Raw genomic sequence first — 16,016 nt, forward strand, 5'->3', positions numbered from 1 at the left:
GTGGGCGTTACCCATGGGGTCCGGCCTCGAGCAACTGCCCCCCTTCCAGGCGCAGCACCCTGTCTGCCAGGGCGCCATAGCCGGGGTTGTGGCTCACCAGCAAGAGCCCTGCGCCGGTGTCCCGCACCGCCGCCATCATCAGCCCCATCACCTGCTCGGCGTTGTGTTCATCGAGGCTGCCGGTGGGCTCGTCGGCGAGCAGCCATTGGGGCCGGTGAACCAGGGCCCGGGCCAGGGCCACCCGCTGGCGCTGGCCGCCGGAGAGCTGCTCCGGCCAGGCGTGGCGCTTGTGGCTCATTCCCAGGCGTTCGAGCAGGGCATCGAGGCGCGCCATGTCGCGGGGCAGGTGGTTTATCTCCAGGGGCAGGCAGAGGTTCTCCAGCACAGTGAGGGTCGGCAGCAGGTTGAAATCCTGATAGACGATGCCAAAATGCCGGCCCCGCAAGCGGGCCCGCTCGTCCGGGGACTGGGTGTCGAGCCGGGTCTCTCCCAGCCAGATCTCCCCCTCATCCGGGGGGATGAGACCGGCGATGAGGTTGAGCAGGGTGGACTTGCCACAGCCGCTCTGCCCCAGCAGCAGACAGGTTTCGCCGGGGTTGAGCTTGAGATCCAGCCCGGCAAACAGGGGGAGCGTCTCACCGCCGTTGGCGAAGTGTTTACCGAGGTTGCGCAGATTGAGCATGGGATAACCGGTTGATGGCCAATGGCTTTCACAATGTCAGTCACTATGCCAGTTAGTGATCGCGCCTGCAAAAGGGATGAGGATCCTTGCTGGATCCCGCTTGCCAGAGGTGGTTAGAATAGGGGCTTCCATGGGTCACAGGATGAGCAAGGATGTTACACAAGCAAGTCAGTTTTATCGTCGACAGCAAGGGGGCCAAGCAGGCTGCCGTGGTCCCCATCGATATCTACAACGAGCTGATGACCCTGCAAAAGGCGCTCTCCGACAACAAGCCCGGCGAGCGCGAGCTCTACCACTTCAACGGCAAGGGGGCCGAGGCCCATGGCTATCCGGTGGGCAAGCGGCAGAACCCCGGCTTCATGGTGCAGGCGGGCTCCACCGCCAACGGCGAGGATGCAGCCTCCTTGCGCGAGGCGGTGATCGAGCTGCGCCAGGAGCTGCTGGCCAAGGGGGTGCTTGTGCCCCGAGCCGAGGGGGGCTTCGTGTTCAGCGCCGATCAGCTGTTCAACAGCCCGAGCCTGGCCGCTAGTCTGGTGGCGGGCAACAACAGAAGCGGGTTGGACGCCTGGCAAAACAGTGCCGGCTACACCCTCAAGCAATCCGGTTTCGGCAAAAAATCCCCCTGATGCCCCCTGATGCCCCCTGAGCCACGCCGCCTGCCCGGCCGAGGCGGGCGGCGGGCAACAACAGAAGCGGGCTGGATGCCTGGCAAAACAGCGCCGGCTACACCCTCAAGCAATCCGGTTTTGGCAAAAAATCCCCCTGATGCCCCCTGAGCCACGCCGCCTGCCCGACCGAGGCGGGTGGCTCGATCATCCGGATAGGGATGAGGGTGACTTCCCTGTCCACTGCTAGCCTCAATGCCAGACAGTTCTCAAGAGACGCGCACTCATGTCTGGATCCTCACGCCTTGCCCCCTTGTCCGGGCTCTGCCTGTTTTGCGGTCCCGCCCTGGCCGAGGGCGGTCCCCTAGCCCTGACCCACAGCGGCGTCGGCCTCTTTGCCCTCGTCATCTTCGTGCTCGCCTACCTCCTGGTGATGGCCGAAGAGTACCTGAAGCTGCGAAAATCCAAGCCGGTGCTGATCGCCGCCGGCATCATCTGGATAGCCATTGGCGTCGTCTATGCGGACGCGGGGCTGAGCCCCCTGGCCCACGAGGGGTTTCGCCAGAACCTGCTGGAATACGGGGAGTTGATGCTGTTCCTGCTGGTGGCCATGACCTACATCAACGCCATGGAGGACAGGCTGCTGTTTGCCGCCCTGCGCGCCCGCCTGGTGCGGGCCGGGCTCAGCCTGCGCACCCTGTTCTGGCTCACCGGGTTCCTGGCCTTCTTCATCTCCCCCGTAGTGGACAACCTCACCACTGCGCTTTTGATGTGCACTGTGGTGCTCAATGTGGCCAACGAGGATCGCCGCTTCATCAACCTGGCCTGCATCAACATCGTAGTGGCGGCCAATGCCGGCGGCGCCTTCAGCCCCTTTGGCGACATCACCACCCTGATGGTGTGGCAGGCGGGCAAGGTGCCCTTCGGCCAGTTCTTCGCGCTCTTCATCCCCGGCCTGCTCAACTTCCTGATCCCGGCCCTCCTGATGAGCCTGATGGTGCCGCGCCATGCCCCCAGGGTGCTGGACGAGGAAGTGACGCTCAGGCGCGGGGCCGTTACCATAGTGCTGCTCTTCCTCCTCACCATAGGGACGGCCGTCGCCTGCCATCACTTCCTGCAACTGCCCCCGGTGCTCGGCATGATGACGGGACTGGGCTATCTGCAATTTTTCGGCTTCTACCTGCGCAAGACCCAGCCTGGTGTCCTGGCGCGAGAGCGCGCCCTCTATGAGCGCACCGGTGACGAGGCGCGGCTGCTGCGCCTCGGCTCCATAGTGCCGTTCGATGTGTTCAACAAGATTGCCAAGGCGGAGTGGGACACCCTGCTCTTCTTCTACGGGGTGGTGATGTGCGTCGGCGGGCTCAGCTTCATGGGGTATCTGGCGCTGGCGTCCCAGCTCCTCTATCAGGGGGATCCGACCCAGGCCAATGTGGTCATAGGCCTGCTTTCCTCCGTCATCGACAACATTCCGGTGATGTTCGCCGTGTTGTCGATGGAGCCGCAGATGTCGACCGGGCAGTGGCTGCTGGTGACCCTGACCACGGGGGTGGGGGGCAGCCTGCTCTCCATCGGCTCCGCCGCCGGTGTGGCTCTGATGGGGCAGGCCAGGGGCATGTATACCTTCGTTGGCCATCTCAAGTGGTTGCCTGCTATTTTGCTTGGCTATATGGTCAGCATAGGGGCGCATCTGTGGCTCAACAGCGCCCTGTTCTGAGCACCATGAAGATTGCAAGGGAAGGGACTATGGGACAACTGTTCGAGGCGCTCTCGCCGCGCCATGTGGCCTTTATCGAGGCGCAGAAGATCTATTTTGTCGGCACGGCGGCGGAGGGCACGGTCAACCTCTCCCCCAAGGGCGGGGATTCGTTGCGCATTCTCGATGCCCATACCCTGGCCTGGCTCAACCTGACCGGCAGCGGTAACGAGTCGGCGGCCCATGTGCTGCAGAACCCGCGCATGACGGTGATGTTTTGCGCCTTCGAGGGGGCGCCCATGATACTGCGGGCCTATGGTCAGGCGCGGGTGCTGCATCGCGGTGACCCGGACTGGGAGACGGCCTTGGCGCGCTTCCCGGCCAGCGTGGCGGCCCGTCAGATCTTCCTGCTCGACATTGAACGGGTCCAGACCTCCTGCGGCATGTCGGTGCCCCTGTTTGACTACCAGGGGGACAGGGAGGATCTCGCCAACTGGTCGACCCGCCAGGGCAAGGAGGGCATAGAGGCCTACTGGCGCAAGAAGAATCAGCTGAGCCTGGATGGCGTGGAGAGCGAGATCCTGGCCCGCAGCGGCTTGCCGGCAGACGCCTGAGGGCCCGCGCCCCTGATGCAAAAAGCCCTGTCCGGTGGACAGGGCTTTTTCGTGTCGGCAAGCAGTGAGCCAAAGGGAGCGTCAGGCTGCCCTGGCACGCTTGCCGGTGAGCAGCCAGTAGCTGAGCGCCGAGCCCAGGCCACAGGCGGCGATGGCGATGGCCATGGGCAGCGGCGACTCGGGGGGATTGAGGTTGACCAGAATGCCCACCACGGCGCCTATGCCAAAGCGCAGTGTGCCCGCGAGCGCCGAGGCGGTGCCCGCCGACTGTGGGAAGTGGCCCATCAGGCCCGTCATGGCGTTGGCCCCCACCAGGCTGATGTGCCCGACGAAGAGCACCACGGGGATGACGATGCCCCAGAGGCCCCCGGTCTGGCTCCAGGCGTTATAGATAAGCAGGGCCCCGGCCAGCGGCAGCACAGTCAGGCCGTATTGCAGCATGCGCTCGGCGCCCACCCCCTTCACCAGGCGGCTGTTGACGAAGGTGACCACCATCATCAGCAGGATGTTGAGGCCAAAGAGCCAGCCGTAGTGCTCGGTCGGTACCTTGAAATACTCGATATAGACATAAGGGGAGGCGCTCAGGAAGGCGAACATGCCGGAGCTCGACAGGGCGCCGCACAGCACATAGCCCATGGCGCCGCGGTGGGAGAGCACGCCCCAGTAGTTGCGCAGCACCTGGCCAAGCTTGAGGGGCTGCCTGTGTTCGGGTTTGAGGGTCTCCTGGATCTTCCACTGCATCACCACGCAGATGAGCAGGCTCACCCCCACCAGCAGCCAGAAGATCACCCGCCAATCGCTGTGGGCGCTGATGTAGCCGCCCACCACCGGGGCCACCAGGGGGGCCAGCGTCATCACCAGGATGACGAAAGACATGGCCCGCGAAAACGCATCCTTCTCGAACAGATCTCGCAGCAGGGCATTGACCACCACGGATCCCGCCGCGCCCCCTGCGGCCTGCAGCATACGCCAGGCCAGCAGCTCCGGCAGGGAGTCGGCCATGGCGCAACCCACAGAGGCCACGGCGAACATCGTCAGTCCCGCCAGGATCACCGGCTTGCGGCCGAAGCTGTCGGCGAGCGGCCCGTAGAACAGCTGGCCGATGGCGAAGCCGCCGAGGAAGGCGCTGATGGTGAGCTGGGCCCCGTCTATGCTGGTGGCCAGATCCCGGGCTATGGCCGGAATGGCGGGCAGGTACATATCCACCGCGAGCGGGGTCAGGCCCGCCAGGGCGCCGAGCAGGATGAACAGGAAGCGGGGAGAGAGGGGGGTGGCTTGAGGCATAGGGTATCCGAGTCGTGGCAGGGCCGGGAAAAGGGGCGAGTGTTGAGTCTATCAGCTTTGGCAGGCTTGAGCAGGTCTATCCTGCCCCGGCCCTTGAGGTCAGATCTGCGGCGGGATCAGCGCCCCGGACGCCTCGCCCTGTGGTGGCACAGAAGCAGCAGCCAGCCCAGCCACCCGAGCAAGGAGAGGGCATTGCCTGCCCGCTCGGGCCAGCGCGCCGTCAGCCTGAGGGTGAGGCTGTGGCTGCCCGCCGGCACCCAGAGCTGCATCAGGCCCTGGGGATTGGCACCCACTGTCAGCATCAGACGCTCGTCGAGCCAGGCCTGCCAGCCGGGGTAATCATACTGGTGCAGGACCAGCCGGGTCGGCACCGCCGCCGTCACCGCCAGGGTCAGGGCCCTGGGCTGCCAGCGGTGCACTGTCCAGCTGGCGCCCGGGGGTTCGGCGCTCACCGGGGGCTGGAACTCGTCCTTCCAGGCGAGCAGGGTCGGGGCGAACATGCCCCCCGGCACCATTCTTGGTCTGTATTCCCGGGCGCTGCGCTTGCTGTCGAACTCGAAGGCCATGGCCTCCCGGGTGGGGGCCTGGGTGAGGGGGGCGTGACGGACGTAGGCGAGGGTGGTGATCAGGGTCAGCAGGAGTGTTCCCCACCAGAGCCATTGCCAGGGGCGGTGAGTGGGGGTGCCGAGCGCCACCACGGCGACCGTGGCCAGGGTGAGGATGAGATTGAGCCGCCAGGGAAACTGCACCCGTTGCAGGGGGGGCAGCAGGCTCCAGAGGGGCTGGCTCAGGGGCAGCATCATCAGGAAGGCCCCCACCCCGAGCGCCCCCCAGCACAGGAGCTCTGGGTGGCGCGGCTCGCGGGCGGCGGCCCAGGCGATGAGCAGCAGGGCCAGGGTCAGCAGGCTCTGCCACGCCAGGTGGCCGCGAAAGCGCCAGTCTCCCCAGCCCGAGGGCAGGCGGTCGAGGAAGTTGCGCCGAAAGTCGAACATGCCGCCGCGCATCAGCTCCATGGAGATGGCCCCCTGATCCGCCAGGGCGGGCAGCAGCAGGGCGGCCGCCATGCAAAGCCCCAGCCCCTGAGCCCCCAGGGCTATCCAGCAGGGCGCCAGGGTGCGGGATCGCCAGGCGAACCAGAGGGCGCGCACGCTGACCAGACCCATCATCAGCAGCAGGCTGGGCAGGTGGGAGAAGGCCAGCAGCGCCAGCCCCAGGATCAGCAGGGGCAGGCCCTGGCGCAGGCCGCGATGGGCGAGATCCTGGCCAAGCAGGATAAGCGGCGCCCAGGCGAAGGCCCAGAACTCCGCCAGGGCGAAGCGGGCATAGAGATCCATGGCCAGGTGATAGGGCAGGATCAGGTAGAGCAGGCTGACCGCCAGGGCCCGGCCCGGGGGTGTGGTGGCGCGCAGCCACAGATAGGCGAACGCGCCCGAGAGCAGCAGCGCCAGGGTGGCGCTGCCGAGCAGGGGATAGATGGCCTGCTGGGCGGGGGCGGCGGGGCCGGCAAAGAGGGCGCTGACGTAGTAGGGGAGCGGGGGATAGAAGAAGAAGGTGGGGCTGCCAAAGCCGCCATTCATGGCCATCAGCCAGCGGGGGTAGAGCTCCCCCTGCCACAGCTGGCGGGCAAAATAGTGGCCTGAGAGCAGGTGGTGGAACAGATCGTGCCCCTGAGTGCCCCCCTGCAGCCAGATTGGCAACACCAGGAGCGCGCTGGCCAGCGCCAGGACAAGGGGCACCAGTGCCCACTCCTTGCCTCCCTTCATGCATCCTCTCCCTGCCACGCCCATGCGCAGTGAGTGTAGACGAGTCAGCTGGCGCAGCGACGCGTTTGGGCCAGAGCCCTGCGCCTGTCAGCGTGGTATGGCGAGCCAGAGGCCGGGTTCGGCGCCAAAGCGGGGGGCAAACCAGTGCGCCTGGTGGGGGAGCGGCATCTCGCTCTGCGCTATGGGGCGGCGGCTGAGGCGGCAGGCCCCCTGGGTGAGAGCAAGGGCCGCATCCCCCTGGTACCAGCCATCGGTCACCGGCAGGGCCGTGGTTTCCCTAAGCAGCCGTACCCCCCACTGGGTCACCAGGGCCGGGCAGGTCCGTTCGGCCAGTCGGGCGGCCTGCACCATGGCGGGCGCGGCAGGCGGGGTGAGAGTGCTCATCAGCAGCAACAGGGCCCCCAGCATGGCAGGTCGCTCGCCCCATAGCGGCAACCTGCCCGCCAGCAGCACTATGCCGAGCAGGGTGAGGGGGGCCAGATGGCGGGGATTGTCCGGGTTCTGGCCAAACAGGGTCCAGAGCAGCAGGGCGAGCCAGTAGAGGGTCCAGAGCGGGGAGAGGGCGGTGGCTTGGTCTTTTGATCTTTGCCAGAGCGGCAGCACCAGCAGGGCTCCCATCGGCAGGGGCCAGATCGGGGCCAGCTGCTCATTGAAAGTACGCGCCCAGCTTAGCAGCCGATCGCCGTGGGCCGCCGCCGTGTTGCCCCACAGAGTGAAGTGGCCGTCGGTAAAGCGCCGCCCCTCGCCAAAATAGGCCCAGCCATCGGCCTGCCAGACAAAGAGCAGACTTATCAGCCCTACCAGGGCGATGGGAAACAGAAACTTGCGCCGCTCACCCTTGTGCTCTATCCCCAGCCAGAGCGGCAGCAGGGCCAGCACAAAATAGGAGGGGCGCAGCGCCAGCAAGAGCCCCAGCAGCAGACCGGCCAGCGCCGGTTTGCGATGCTGCAAGGCCAGCAGCGCCCCGAGCCAGGCGGCGAGCGCCGGCCCGTCCGAGAGGCCGGAGAGGGCCAGTGTCGGGGTGAGCGGCAGGGCCAGCACCAGCAGCCAGACGGGGGCGAGCAGGCTTGGACGCTGCCACAATCTCACCGCCAGCCAGGCGGTGAGCGGCGCTATCAGCGCTGTGCCCAGGAGGCTCGCCCACTGCACCGCAGCGGCGGGGTTGTCCACCGTCAGATTGATCAGCCGCGCCAGCCAGATAAAGGCGGGGTAGCCCGGAAAGTGGGGGGAGAACTCCAGCACGCTAAAGCGCATCACCCCGTGGGCGAAGTTCAGGGCATCGTCGGAATCGAGGGCCACAGGGAAGGTAAATAGCCAGCCCGTCCAGACCAGTTGCAGAAGGATCAGCAAGTAGGGTCGACGCGCGAAGCGTAATCGGCCGTGGTGACTCCCCCCTTCTCCCCTTGCGGGAGAAGGGCCGGGGATGAGGGGGGCCGTCATCATCGATGAGATGTCATCAGAGCGGCGCCAGCACGGCCATCAGCGCTTTCTCGGCTTCTGCGAAGGCGGCAGCATCGGCGGGTTTGGCACCCACCCCGAACACCCCAGGGTTGCCGATGGCATCCAGCACCCTGGCCAACGCCTGTTCGGCGGCCTTGCGATCCCCTTCACCGAGGGAGGGGAGGATCAGATCCAGGAAGCGCTTGCTCTTGACCACCAGCACCTTGGCGGTCTGGTAATCGCCGAGATTCTGGCTAGCCCCCTCGAGGCGACGCTCTATCTCCGCCTTGTAGGCACGGTTGAGCAAAGCGGCTGTGGCGGCGGCATCTTTCCCCTTGATGGCGGCGGCCAGGGGCGCTTGCAGTGTCACCTTGTGGTGCTCTTCCAGATAGGTCAGCTCGTCCGCAATCTCGCTCAAGGTGGCGCTGGCATCCTTGCCGTCAGTGGCGGCGCCGAGCAGCGCCTCGCGCGCATCGATCAGCGGCTCCTTGCCGGCGGCGGCGTAGGAGTATGCCTGCACCTGTCCGCTGAGGGTCAGCAGCGGGCCCGTCAGTAGGGCGAGGGCGATCAAGCCGTGGCGTATGGTCATCCTGTTCTCCTTGTTGATTTGTCCTGACGGCATGGCGCCAGTCCTGATGAGTTGGACCCCACCCCGACCCTCCCCTTGTCAGGGGAGGGAGCAAATCGCGTTGCTGACAACGTCGGTAAAGCACCTCTCCCTTTCGAAGAGGGAGGCCGGGAGGGGGTTGTTCCTGTTGCTACGCCACGCTCTGGGTTTCGATCACGGTATTTTCGTTGCGATGATTGAAGATGGCATGGCGTCTGTCCACCCCGTCGATCACCATGTCAGCGGCCATCATCCCCATCTCCATGGCGGTGTCGGTGAAGATGTAGCGAAACGTCCCCTGACGACCTGTCATGATGAGGTTGCCAATCGGCATCAGCGCTTGAATGGCCGCGTTGCGGCGCGCCTGATAGCCGAGATCCATCAGGGGATAGGCGTACTCGCTGCGGGCCTCGAAGGTCTCGTCGCCAAGTTTGGCGGTATCTACACCAAGCGTTGCCAGATCCTCTGTCACCCGGCCCCGCAGCTCGGCCAGTGGAGCCTGCCAGGTGGCATCCCCCGGATTGCAGGGGATCTCCAGCATCACCGAGGTCTGGCCCTGTGGCGCCATAAAGGGGCTGCGGCGGCGCGGCTCCTGCAGGCGGGTCGCCAGAATATGGGGGTCGGAGAGGTACTGCCAGGTGTTGTCCGACAGGTTCTCCTGTTTAAGCGGCATGTTGACGAAGCGCAAGGATCGGTAGTGGAGATCGCACGGCAAGCCCAGATGCTGGCAGGTGAGCGGCAGCGGCAGGGTGGAGATCACCTGATCAAAGTGCTCGCTCTGCTCAATACCCTCTTGTTGCCAATAGACCCGCTCAATGCGGCCATCGACCTGCTCGAGGCGGCTGATGGTGGCGCCTGTCTTGACCGTCACGCCTTCTGCTACCAGCCGCTCCCCCAGGGTGGTGAAGATCTGGCCGAAACCATACTTTGGATAACGGTATTTGCGGGCATAGGTGCGCACCGAGAGGTTGCCCTTGCGTCTTGGTAGCAGGCGGCGCGCCACGTCTTTCAAATCGATGAGACTGATGCGCTGACCGGCCCAGTCGGCGGAGAGTTTGTCCGGGTTGATGCCCCACAGCTTGCCGGTGTAACCCTCGAAGAACTGGCGGTAGAGGGTGCGGCCGAAGTGGCTCTGGATCCACTCGGCAAAGCTTGCCTTGGCGAAATCGTCAGGCTTCTTGGCAAAGGGCAACAGCAGCAGATCCTTCACCGCCCCCGCCATCAGGGTTAGGGGGGCAGTCCTCAGCAGGTTGGTGAGGTTCAAGGGGTAGTCATAGGTGCGCCCGCCAAAGCGGATCACGCTCTTTCGCTCTGCGTGGAGCAGATCCTCCCCCATCAGCTCGTCGATAAAGGCGAGCAGCTCGGGGTTCTTGGTGATGAAGCGGTGGCCGCCGTAGTCAAAGCGATAGTCGCCGTCGCGCCCCTTGAAGGTCTGGGTGGCGCACATGCCCCCCACCACGCTCTCCTGCTCGAACAGGGTGACCGCAAAACCGGCCTGGCACAGGCGCCAGGCGGCCATCAGACCGGCGGGACCGGCACCCAGTACCGCAATCTTCTTGTTGTTGTCGCTCATGAGTGTTCCGAAACGGCTTGATATCTAAGGGGACCGCGCCAGGGCGCGGCCCCCGAATGGGGTTGCAACTGGGGCGGGTTTATCCCTGCACCCGAGGACGATAGCTGCGATGCCAGAGGGTGACAAAGATAGCCAGATAGGTGGCCCAGGTCAGCAACTGCAAGCCGGCCGGTGAGGCATTGTAGCCAAACAGGGCGCGCAGGAAGGTGCCGAAGACCCCCTGATCGTCGAGGATGTGGCTGATGTTGAACACGGGCGTGGTCCAGAAGGTGATAACGTCCGCCGCCTGCAACATGTTGACGGCGGACGACAGCAGCCCCGCGGCTATGATGATGATCAGCAGCCCGGTCCAGCGGAAGAAGGGGGCCAGCGCCACCTTGCGGGTGGAGCGCAGCAGCCCCCACACCAGCACCACAGAGACCAGCAGCCCCGCCAGCGCCCCCATCAGTCCCTCGTGCAGATCCACCCCTTGCCCGGAATAGACCAGGGCCGAGAAGAAGAGCACGGTTTCAAAGCCTTCCCGCATCACGGCGAGGAAGGCGAGCAGCACCAGACCGAACAGGTTGCCGCCGTCGACAGCGGCATCGATGCGCGCCGTCATGGCCCCGACCTGGGATTTGGCCTGTTTTTGCATCCAGACCGCCATATAGGTGAGCACCAGGGTGGCGAAGATCAGTATCCCCGCCATCAAGAGGTGGTTGTAACGTTCGCTCTCGAACTGGCTCACCACCACCTGGAACAGGAAGGCGACCACGAGGGAGGCGATCAAACCCAGCCCCACCCCCAGATAGATGAACTTGTTGTAGCGGCTTGCCCCCAGCTTGGCGAGGTAGGAGAGGCAGATGCCCACCAGCAGGAAGGCTTCCAGCCCCTCGCGCAGGGTAATGAGAAAACTTGCAAACATCAGGATTGAGGCTCCGTGTCGGGCGTGATGGGGAGGGGATGCAAGGTCAGTTGCAACCGATTGAGTTGTAGACGCGTGAGCAGCACTATGGGTGGCGCCGGCAGGCTTGGCTCGGCGGCGCGCACCGCATCACTGACCCACTTGGGGTAGGTGCGGAAATTGAGTCTGATATCGGCCTGGAAGGGCCCCTTGGCATCCGCTGGCAGCGGCCAGGCTTCATCGCGCCAGCCATCGGCCGGAATGCGGGTGTCTTCCAGGAGCTTGGCGTAGCGCCAGAACTTGAGCCCCACCGGTTTGCCGTCGGCATCGCCGAATACCTTGCGGAACAAGCGCGCATCCTCGGGCACTGCGCCCTCCACCGGCTGGCCGCTTCTGAGCACCAGCTTGCCGCTGGCGTCTGTGACGGTCAGCTCCAGCCAGAGTTCGCGAAAATCGGCGACTCCGGTGGGCAGGGCGTGGCCCGCGCCTGTATTGGCGACCCGCACCACCAGTTGCTGCCCATCGGCAGCCTGTTCGATGCGGGCAGAGAGGGTCGCGCTTGAGCGCAAGAGCGCCAGGCTCTCCTGCTCAAGGTCTGGATTTCGCAGCCCCACCAGCTGGTGCTGGGCGCCGGTAAAGTTGTGGCGATAGAGGCGCGCCTTCATGGTGCCGTTTTCGGTGGACTGGCCTGCCACAGGGGCGCCGCCGTTGCCCGGCTCGGGGTTCATATGGCAGTCGATGCAGCTGCGCCGCTTGGCGGGATCCTCCGCCTTGGCGAAGCTGGAGTTCTCCCACTCGTCCCAGGTATTGACGATATTGGCGCCGCTGCCCGGGGCAAACTCGTTGTGGCAGGACTTGCACAGGGCCGCATCCTGGTAGAAATCCTTCTGGTAGGAGGCCTTGTGCATGGCGGGACGGGCGTTGATCTGCCGCTCTGCCAGCCAGTGGCGGGCACTGCCCTCCGGGGCATCCTCGAACACATAGCTCTCGCGGTCTTTGAGGTTCACCGTGAAGGCGCTGTTGCCGCCGGCGTCTTCGAGCCTTGTGATGCGATGGCAGAGCACGCAGCCTGTCCCTTCCTCCACCACGGGCTCGCCTGCCTTGTGGGCGGCAATCAGGGAGGCGCCCCCCTGCTCGAACATGTGGGAGCCCTTGGGCAGATCGAGTTGGCCGGTCATGACTTGCTGGGGCATATGGCAGCCCTGGCACCACTGACCGAAGGCCTCGCCTTCTGTTTCGCGGGCCAGCGCCTGCACCACCTTATAGTAGGGGTGTGAGTTGCCCATCAGCCTGTGGTTGCTCTCGCTCCAATCCTTGAACGCTTGGCTGTGGCAGTTCTGGCAGGAGGCGGAGTTGAGCCACTCCTTTGGGTGGGTCGTCGGCGCCTTGGTGGGATCCCTGCGCGGGGCATCGAGTCGCAGCCAGTTGGCGAGATAGGGGAGGTTGCCATCGGCGGTCACGAAAGCATGCAGATCCTCCATCATGGCCTTCACCTCGGGCTGGGGCTTGACGGGATCCACAGTCTCGGCCCCATCGCGACCGTCGTGGCCCATGCCGCCCTGGGTCTGCTGGGTCATGCGCAGGTATTCGCCGACGAAGTCCCCCGCCACCATGTTGGCGAGGTTGGCGTGGCCGTTGATGGCGTTGTCGCCGCTCTTCTGGCGATGGGCCGCCATCAGATGGCGGTTGGTGAAGTTGAACCCGTCCAGATGGCAGGAGTTGCAGCTCATCCAGTTGTCCCCGGCCATGGGGAAGCGGGCATTGGCGGCGGTGTTGCCCAGGTTGAATAGCCGCTCGCCACGCTTGAGGGGCTCGGGGCGGGGATCCGTCTCTACCAGCCTGGCGAAGTGGGGCACATCGACGGTGACCCGGGCGAAGGGGCCGCTGCCGCCGGTATGGAGGCGGGTGAGATCCTGCCCCATGACGTTGTGCACCAGGATGTGGTCGCCGTCGATCAGCAAGTCCCGCGGGTTCTGGCCCGGCAGGTGGCGCAAGAGCTGGGTCGCCTTGGCGCCCCCCTGGAACTTCTTGCGTCTGTGACGGTTGCTGTTGGATTTGCCGCTGCGGGACAAGTCGAACACCAGCAAGTCCTCGGAACCTGCCAGGGTCAGGTAGACCCGCTTGCCATCGGCGGCGAAGCGCGCGGCGAAGGGGTTGGAGACAATCTGGCTGCGGTTGCCGACGCTTGGCAGATTGATCTGCAAGAAGAGCTGCTTTCTTTCATCTACCCGCTCTTTCTCTTCATCGAGATCTATGATGGAGACGGCCGGAAAGACGGTGCTCTGGAACTGGAAGGGGTGGTCGAAGCTCCAGAGCACATGAGGCAGCCAGGCTTCGCTGCCATCGGGGGAGAGGGCGATGCCGTCCAGCAGGCGTGGCAATCCCTGAGAGTCGCTCGGCGTATCGCTATGGGTCTCGGCCAAGGTAATGAGTTTGGGCTTGGGTAAGGCGGCGCCCTTGGCGCCGTTGCCAAGCTTGGCGAGATCATAGATGGCGAGCTGGCCCGTCATGGCGTGGGTGAGCAGCAGGCGATCATCGTCGGTCAGCGCCAGCCCGCGCGGGGTCTCGGCAGTGGCCACATCCAGCTGCAGCTTGCCCGCGCTGTCATAGGCCTGCAGGCGGCCCACCTCAAACAGCGTGACCCAGAACCAGCGTCGCTTGGGATCGAAGATGACCCCATAGGGTCTATGGCCGGTGGGGATCGCCCTCTCCAGGTCGAGATCTTCGTCCAGCAGCAGCAGGCGATCGCCACTGTAATCGGTGACCAGCAGGGTGCCGTCATCGGCGCGGGCAAGCTGGCGCAGATCGCCCCCCAGCTGCGCCTCTTTGAGCCGCTTGCCGCTCTCGCGCTCAAGCAGGGTGACCGAGCCCGCGCTCTGGTTGGCCACCAGCAGGCGAGGGGCGTCGCCCTCGTCATAGGCTATCATGGCCGTGCCCATCTCCTGGGCGCTGGCAAGGGTGCTGCCCAGCAGCATGGAGAGGGCGAGTAGGCAGGAGAAGAGCAGCTTCAACATAGGATCAGGCACGCCATCTCAAGATGGTCCAGCGCCAGGCGTGGCGCAGCACCAAGGGCGTCAACGCGAGAGCGCTCAGCCAGTGGGCCCAGCTGGCGAGGTTGCCCAGGCTGTCCCCCGGGGTGCCGTGCAGCACCAGCAGCAGGCCGCTGGCCAGACAGACCAGCAGCAAGGCTTCGATGATGCGGCCCGTGGTGCGCAGAAAGGGTTTGCTGCTCTTGTTCAGCAGGCTGCGATGGGAGAGCCAGAAGGCGCCAAACAACAGGGGAAACAGGGAGAGGGAGAGCATCACATGGAGAAACAGGTTCCAGCGTGCCAGGGACCAGACAGGGGTCAGTGGCTCCCACAGCAGCAGGCCGGAGAAGAACATCAGGTAGAGGGAGCCCTCGGCGGCCTGATGGTGATAGGCCAGCCATTGCCAGAGGTGTCGCGGTGAGAGGGAAAGGCTTGTCATAGGTGCTCCAGCACCCGGGCGGTTCGGCCCGGGGCGAGCAAGTTTACAATGGGGTAAGGGTAATGAAAAGAGTTATCAATTCGGCCACTGATGAATAGATCCTGAATGAAATCAGGGCCGGGTCACTTGTGATCAGCCAGCCGCTCCGTGATGGCGTAGATGAGGGCGGCGGTGGAGAAGGCGAGGAAGACGATGACAGACCACTTCATCTCTATCTCGTTGCCGGTGCCGTCTTCCAGGAAGGCCTTGAGCACTTCGATGCCGGCTATGGTCACCAGGGAGTTGATGACGATGAGTTTGAGGGAGGCGAAGTTGATCTTGCTGAGCCAGTTGTCCCCCAGGGCCGCCCGCTGCTCCGGGGTCTTGATGAACTGCACATAGCCGCAGATGGCCACCAGGATCAGCATCTGGGCCACCAGCACGAAGTCCACCAGGGTGAGCACCCCAGTGATGAGATCCAGATAGTCGATCTCGATGATGTCGCGGCACAGCACATAGAGCTGCATGGCGAACTTCACCATCAAGAGGGCGACGCAGACCAGGATGCAGACATAGAAGGGGAACATCATCAGCCGGCTGCCGTTGAGCATGAAGTTGAAGCGGCGCATGGGGACTCCATCGAGAGGGAAGCGAATGGCAGCCAGAATATCTGGAAAGAGGGGGGCGGGAAAGCGCCACGGCGCTCCCTCGCCCGTTCAGAGGGGGAAGGGGGGAAGCTCTCGGAACAGCCGTTGCAACCCCTCGCCCCAGGCCTTGCGCAGGGCCTGGAAGTGGGGGTTCTGCTCTGTGATGCGGTGCAGCTGTGCCGCCGAGAAGCTCCCTTCGGAATAGACGAGCGCATCCAGGGGCAGGCCCACCGAGAGGTTGCTGCGCAGGGTCGAGTCGATGGAGATGAGGGTGCACTGCATGGCGGTCTGGAGCGGCGTCTCGTACTGGATGATGCGATCTATGATGGGCTTGCCGTACTTGCTCTCACCAATCTGGAAGTAGGGGGTGTCCGGGCCCGCCTCGATGAAGTTGCCCTCCGGGTAGATGTGGAACAGGCGGTGGCGCTCCCCCCGGATCTGCCCCCCCAGCAGTATGTTGCAGCCGAAGTTGACATGCCCCTGCTGCTGGCCCCCATCCCGGCTGATGACGGTGCGTATGGTCTGGCCTATGAGGGCCGCGACCTCGTACAGGCTGGGGAGGGCAAGAAGCTCCTGCCCCTCCGTCAGCAGGCTGATGACACTCTGGGTGGTGGCCAGATTGCCGGCGCTTTGCAGCACGAGCACCCTGTCCTCCCGGGTGAAGAGGTGCAGCTTGCGGAAGGTGGCGATGTGGTCCACCCCCGCATTGGTGCGCGAGTCTGAGGCGAAGACGATGCCATCTTGCAGGCACATGGCGACGCAATAGGTCATGGCGGCC

14 protein-coding genes are annotated in these 16,016 nt (G+C 64.8%); 3 read left to right on the forward strand and 11 right to left on the reverse strand.

Translation table 11 applies throughout. The annotated features are described in order from the left end of the window. Positions 1–7: 7 nt before the first annotated feature. On the reverse strand, positions 8–682 hold the full coding sequence (locus tag OC537_RS04195) for an ABC transporter ATP-binding protein (RefSeq protein WP_262109676.1): 675 nt from the start codon (positions 680–682) through the stop codon (positions 8–10). A gap of 152 nt (positions 683–834) precedes the next feature. Between OC537_RS04195 and OC537_RS04200 the strand changes: the two genes are divergently transcribed. The 3 genes from OC537_RS04200 (at position 835) to OC537_RS04215 (ending at position 3,594) form a co-directional block, all read left to right on the forward strand. Next, entirely contained in the window at positions 835–1,308 is a 474-nt protein-coding gene (locus tag OC537_RS04200; protein ID WP_025326602.1) for a DUF4357 domain-containing protein, read from the forward strand. Positions 1,309–1,573: 265 nt separating this feature from the next. Next, positions 1,574–3,001, forward strand: coding sequence for a sodium:proton antiporter NhaD (gene nhaD, locus OC537_RS04210; RefSeq protein ID WP_262109681.1), 1,428 nt, complete (start codon positions 1,574–1,576; stop codon positions 2,999–3,001). A gap of 29 nt (positions 3,002–3,030) precedes the next feature. Continuing rightward, the gene (locus OC537_RS04215) at positions 3,031–3,594 is read left to right on the forward strand and encodes a pyridoxamine 5'-phosphate oxidase family protein (protein ID WP_262109683.1); all 564 of its coding nucleotides are present in this window, start codon (positions 3,031–3,033) and stop codon (positions 3,592–3,594) included. A gap of 81 nt (positions 3,595–3,675) precedes the next feature. On the opposite strand, the gene OC537_RS04220 is transcribed toward OC537_RS04215, so the two are convergent. The 10 genes from OC537_RS04220 to OC537_RS04265 all read right to left on the reverse strand — a co-directional run bounded on the left by OC537_RS04220 (position 3,676) and on the right by OC537_RS04265 (position 16,009). Continuing rightward, positions 3,676–4,878, reverse strand: a complete 1,203-nt coding sequence (locus tag OC537_RS04220; RefSeq protein WP_163137305.1) for a Bcr/CflA family multidrug efflux MFS transporter — start codon at positions 4,876–4,878, stop codon at positions 3,676–3,678. A gap of 116 nt (positions 4,879–4,994) precedes the next feature. After that, positions 4,995–6,641 carry a hypothetical protein gene (locus tag OC537_RS04225; protein WP_262109687.1) on the reverse strand — a complete coding sequence of 549 codons (1,647 nt, stop codon included), beginning with the start codon at positions 6,639–6,641 and terminating at the stop codon, positions 4,995–4,997. An 87-nt stretch (positions 6,642–6,728) separates the two neighbouring features. Continuing rightward, a complete protein-coding gene (locus OC537_RS04230; protein WP_262109690.1) occupies positions 6,729–7,991 on the reverse strand; it encodes a hypothetical protein in 1,263 nt (420 codons plus the stop codon). A 106-nt stretch (positions 7,992–8,097) separates the two neighbouring features. Next, positions 8,098–8,670, reverse strand: coding sequence for a hypothetical protein (locus OC537_RS04235; RefSeq protein ID WP_262110555.1), 573 nt, complete (start codon positions 8,668–8,670; stop codon positions 8,098–8,100). A 169-nt stretch (positions 8,671–8,839) separates the two neighbouring features. After that, positions 8,840–10,261: an NAD(P)/FAD-dependent oxidoreductase gene (locus OC537_RS04240; protein ID WP_262109692.1), complete on the reverse strand. Its 1,422-nt coding sequence runs from the start codon at positions 10,259–10,261 to the stop codon at positions 8,840–8,842. 79 nt (positions 10,262–10,340) lie between these two features. Further along, complete coding sequence (locus OC537_RS04245; protein WP_234677441.1) at positions 10,341–11,165, reverse strand: FTR1 family protein; 825 nt, start codon at positions 11,163–11,165, stop codon at positions 10,341–10,343. After that, on the reverse strand, positions 11,165–14,158 hold the full coding sequence (locus OC537_RS04250; protein WP_262109695.1) for a YncE family protein: 2,994 nt from the start codon (positions 14,156–14,158) through the stop codon (positions 11,165–11,167). The genes OC537_RS04245 and OC537_RS04250 overlap by 1 nt, the downstream gene beginning before the upstream one ends. A 4-nt stretch (positions 14,159–14,162) precedes the next feature. Then, complete coding sequence (locus OC537_RS04255) at positions 14,163–14,612, reverse strand: hypothetical protein (RefSeq protein ID WP_262109697.1); 450 nt, start codon at positions 14,610–14,612, stop codon at positions 14,163–14,165. Positions 14,613–14,734: 122 nt separating this feature from the next. Then, entirely contained in the window at positions 14,735–15,220 is a 486-nt protein-coding gene (locus OC537_RS04260) for a YqhA family protein (RefSeq protein WP_106887087.1), read from the reverse strand. Between the two features lie 87 nt (positions 15,221–15,307). After that, on the reverse strand, positions 15,308–16,009 hold the full coding sequence (locus OC537_RS04265) for a peptidase (RefSeq protein WP_262109700.1): 702 nt from the start codon (positions 16,007–16,009) through the stop codon (positions 15,308–15,310). Positions 16,010–16,016: the final 7 nt, after the last annotated feature.

This window comes from Aeromonas sp. Marseille-Q5825 (assembly GCF_946892685.1).
GTDB classification, from domain to species: domain Bacteria; phylum Pseudomonadota; class Gammaproteobacteria; order Enterobacterales; family Aeromonadaceae; genus Aeromonas; species Aeromonas rivipollensis.

What these genes read in the sequence shown, in the direction of transcription:
- OC537_RS04195 (WP_262109676.1), bottom strand. Translation starts at nt 682, where the DNA reads ATGCTCAATCTGCGCAACCTCGGTAAACACTTCGCCAACGGCGGTGAG.
- OC537_RS04200 (WP_025326602.1), top strand. Translation starts at nt 835, where the DNA reads ATGTTACACAAGCAAGTCAGTTTTATCGTCGACAGCAAGGGGGCCAAG.
- nhaD (WP_262109681.1), top strand. Translation starts at nt 1,574, where the DNA reads ATGTCTGGATCCTCACGCCTTGCCCCCTTGTCCGGGCTCTGCCTGTTT.
- OC537_RS04215 (WP_262109683.1), top strand. Translation starts at nt 3,031, where the DNA reads ATGGGACAACTGTTCGAGGCGCTCTCGCCGCGCCATGTGGCCTTTATC.
- OC537_RS04220 (WP_163137305.1), bottom strand. Translation starts at nt 4,878, where the DNA reads ATGCCTCAAGCCACCCCCCTCTCTCCCCGCTTCCTGTTCATCCTGCTC.
- OC537_RS04225 (WP_262109687.1), bottom strand. Translation starts at nt 6,641, where the DNA reads ATGAAGGGAGGCAAGGAGTGGGCACTGGTGCCCCTTGTCCTGGCGCTG.
- OC537_RS04235 (WP_262110555.1), bottom strand. Translation starts at nt 8,670, where the DNA reads ATGACCATACGCCACGGCTTGATCGCCCTCGCCCTACTGACGGGCCCG.
- OC537_RS04240 (WP_262109692.1), bottom strand. Translation starts at nt 10,261, where the DNA reads ATGAGCGACAACAACAAGAAGATTGCGGTACTGGGTGCCGGTCCCGCC.
- OC537_RS04245 (WP_234677441.1), bottom strand. Translation starts at nt 11,165, where the DNA reads ATGTTTGCAAGTTTTCTCATTACCCTGCGCGAGGGGCTGGAAGCCTTC.
- OC537_RS04250 (WP_262109695.1), bottom strand. Translation starts at nt 14,158, where the DNA reads ATGTTGAAGCTGCTCTTCTCCTGCCTACTCGCCCTCTCCATGCTGCTG.
- OC537_RS04255 (WP_262109697.1), bottom strand. Translation starts at nt 14,612, where the DNA reads ATGACAAGCCTTTCCCTCTCACCGCGACACCTCTGGCAATGGCTGGCC.
- OC537_RS04260 (WP_106887087.1), bottom strand. Translation starts at nt 15,220, where the DNA reads ATGCGCCGCTTCAACTTCATGCTCAACGGCAGCCGGCTGATGATGTTC.
- OC537_RS04265 (WP_262109700.1), bottom strand. Translation starts at nt 16,009, where the DNA reads ATGACCTATTGCGTCGCCATGTGCCTGCAAGATGGCATCGTCTTCGCC.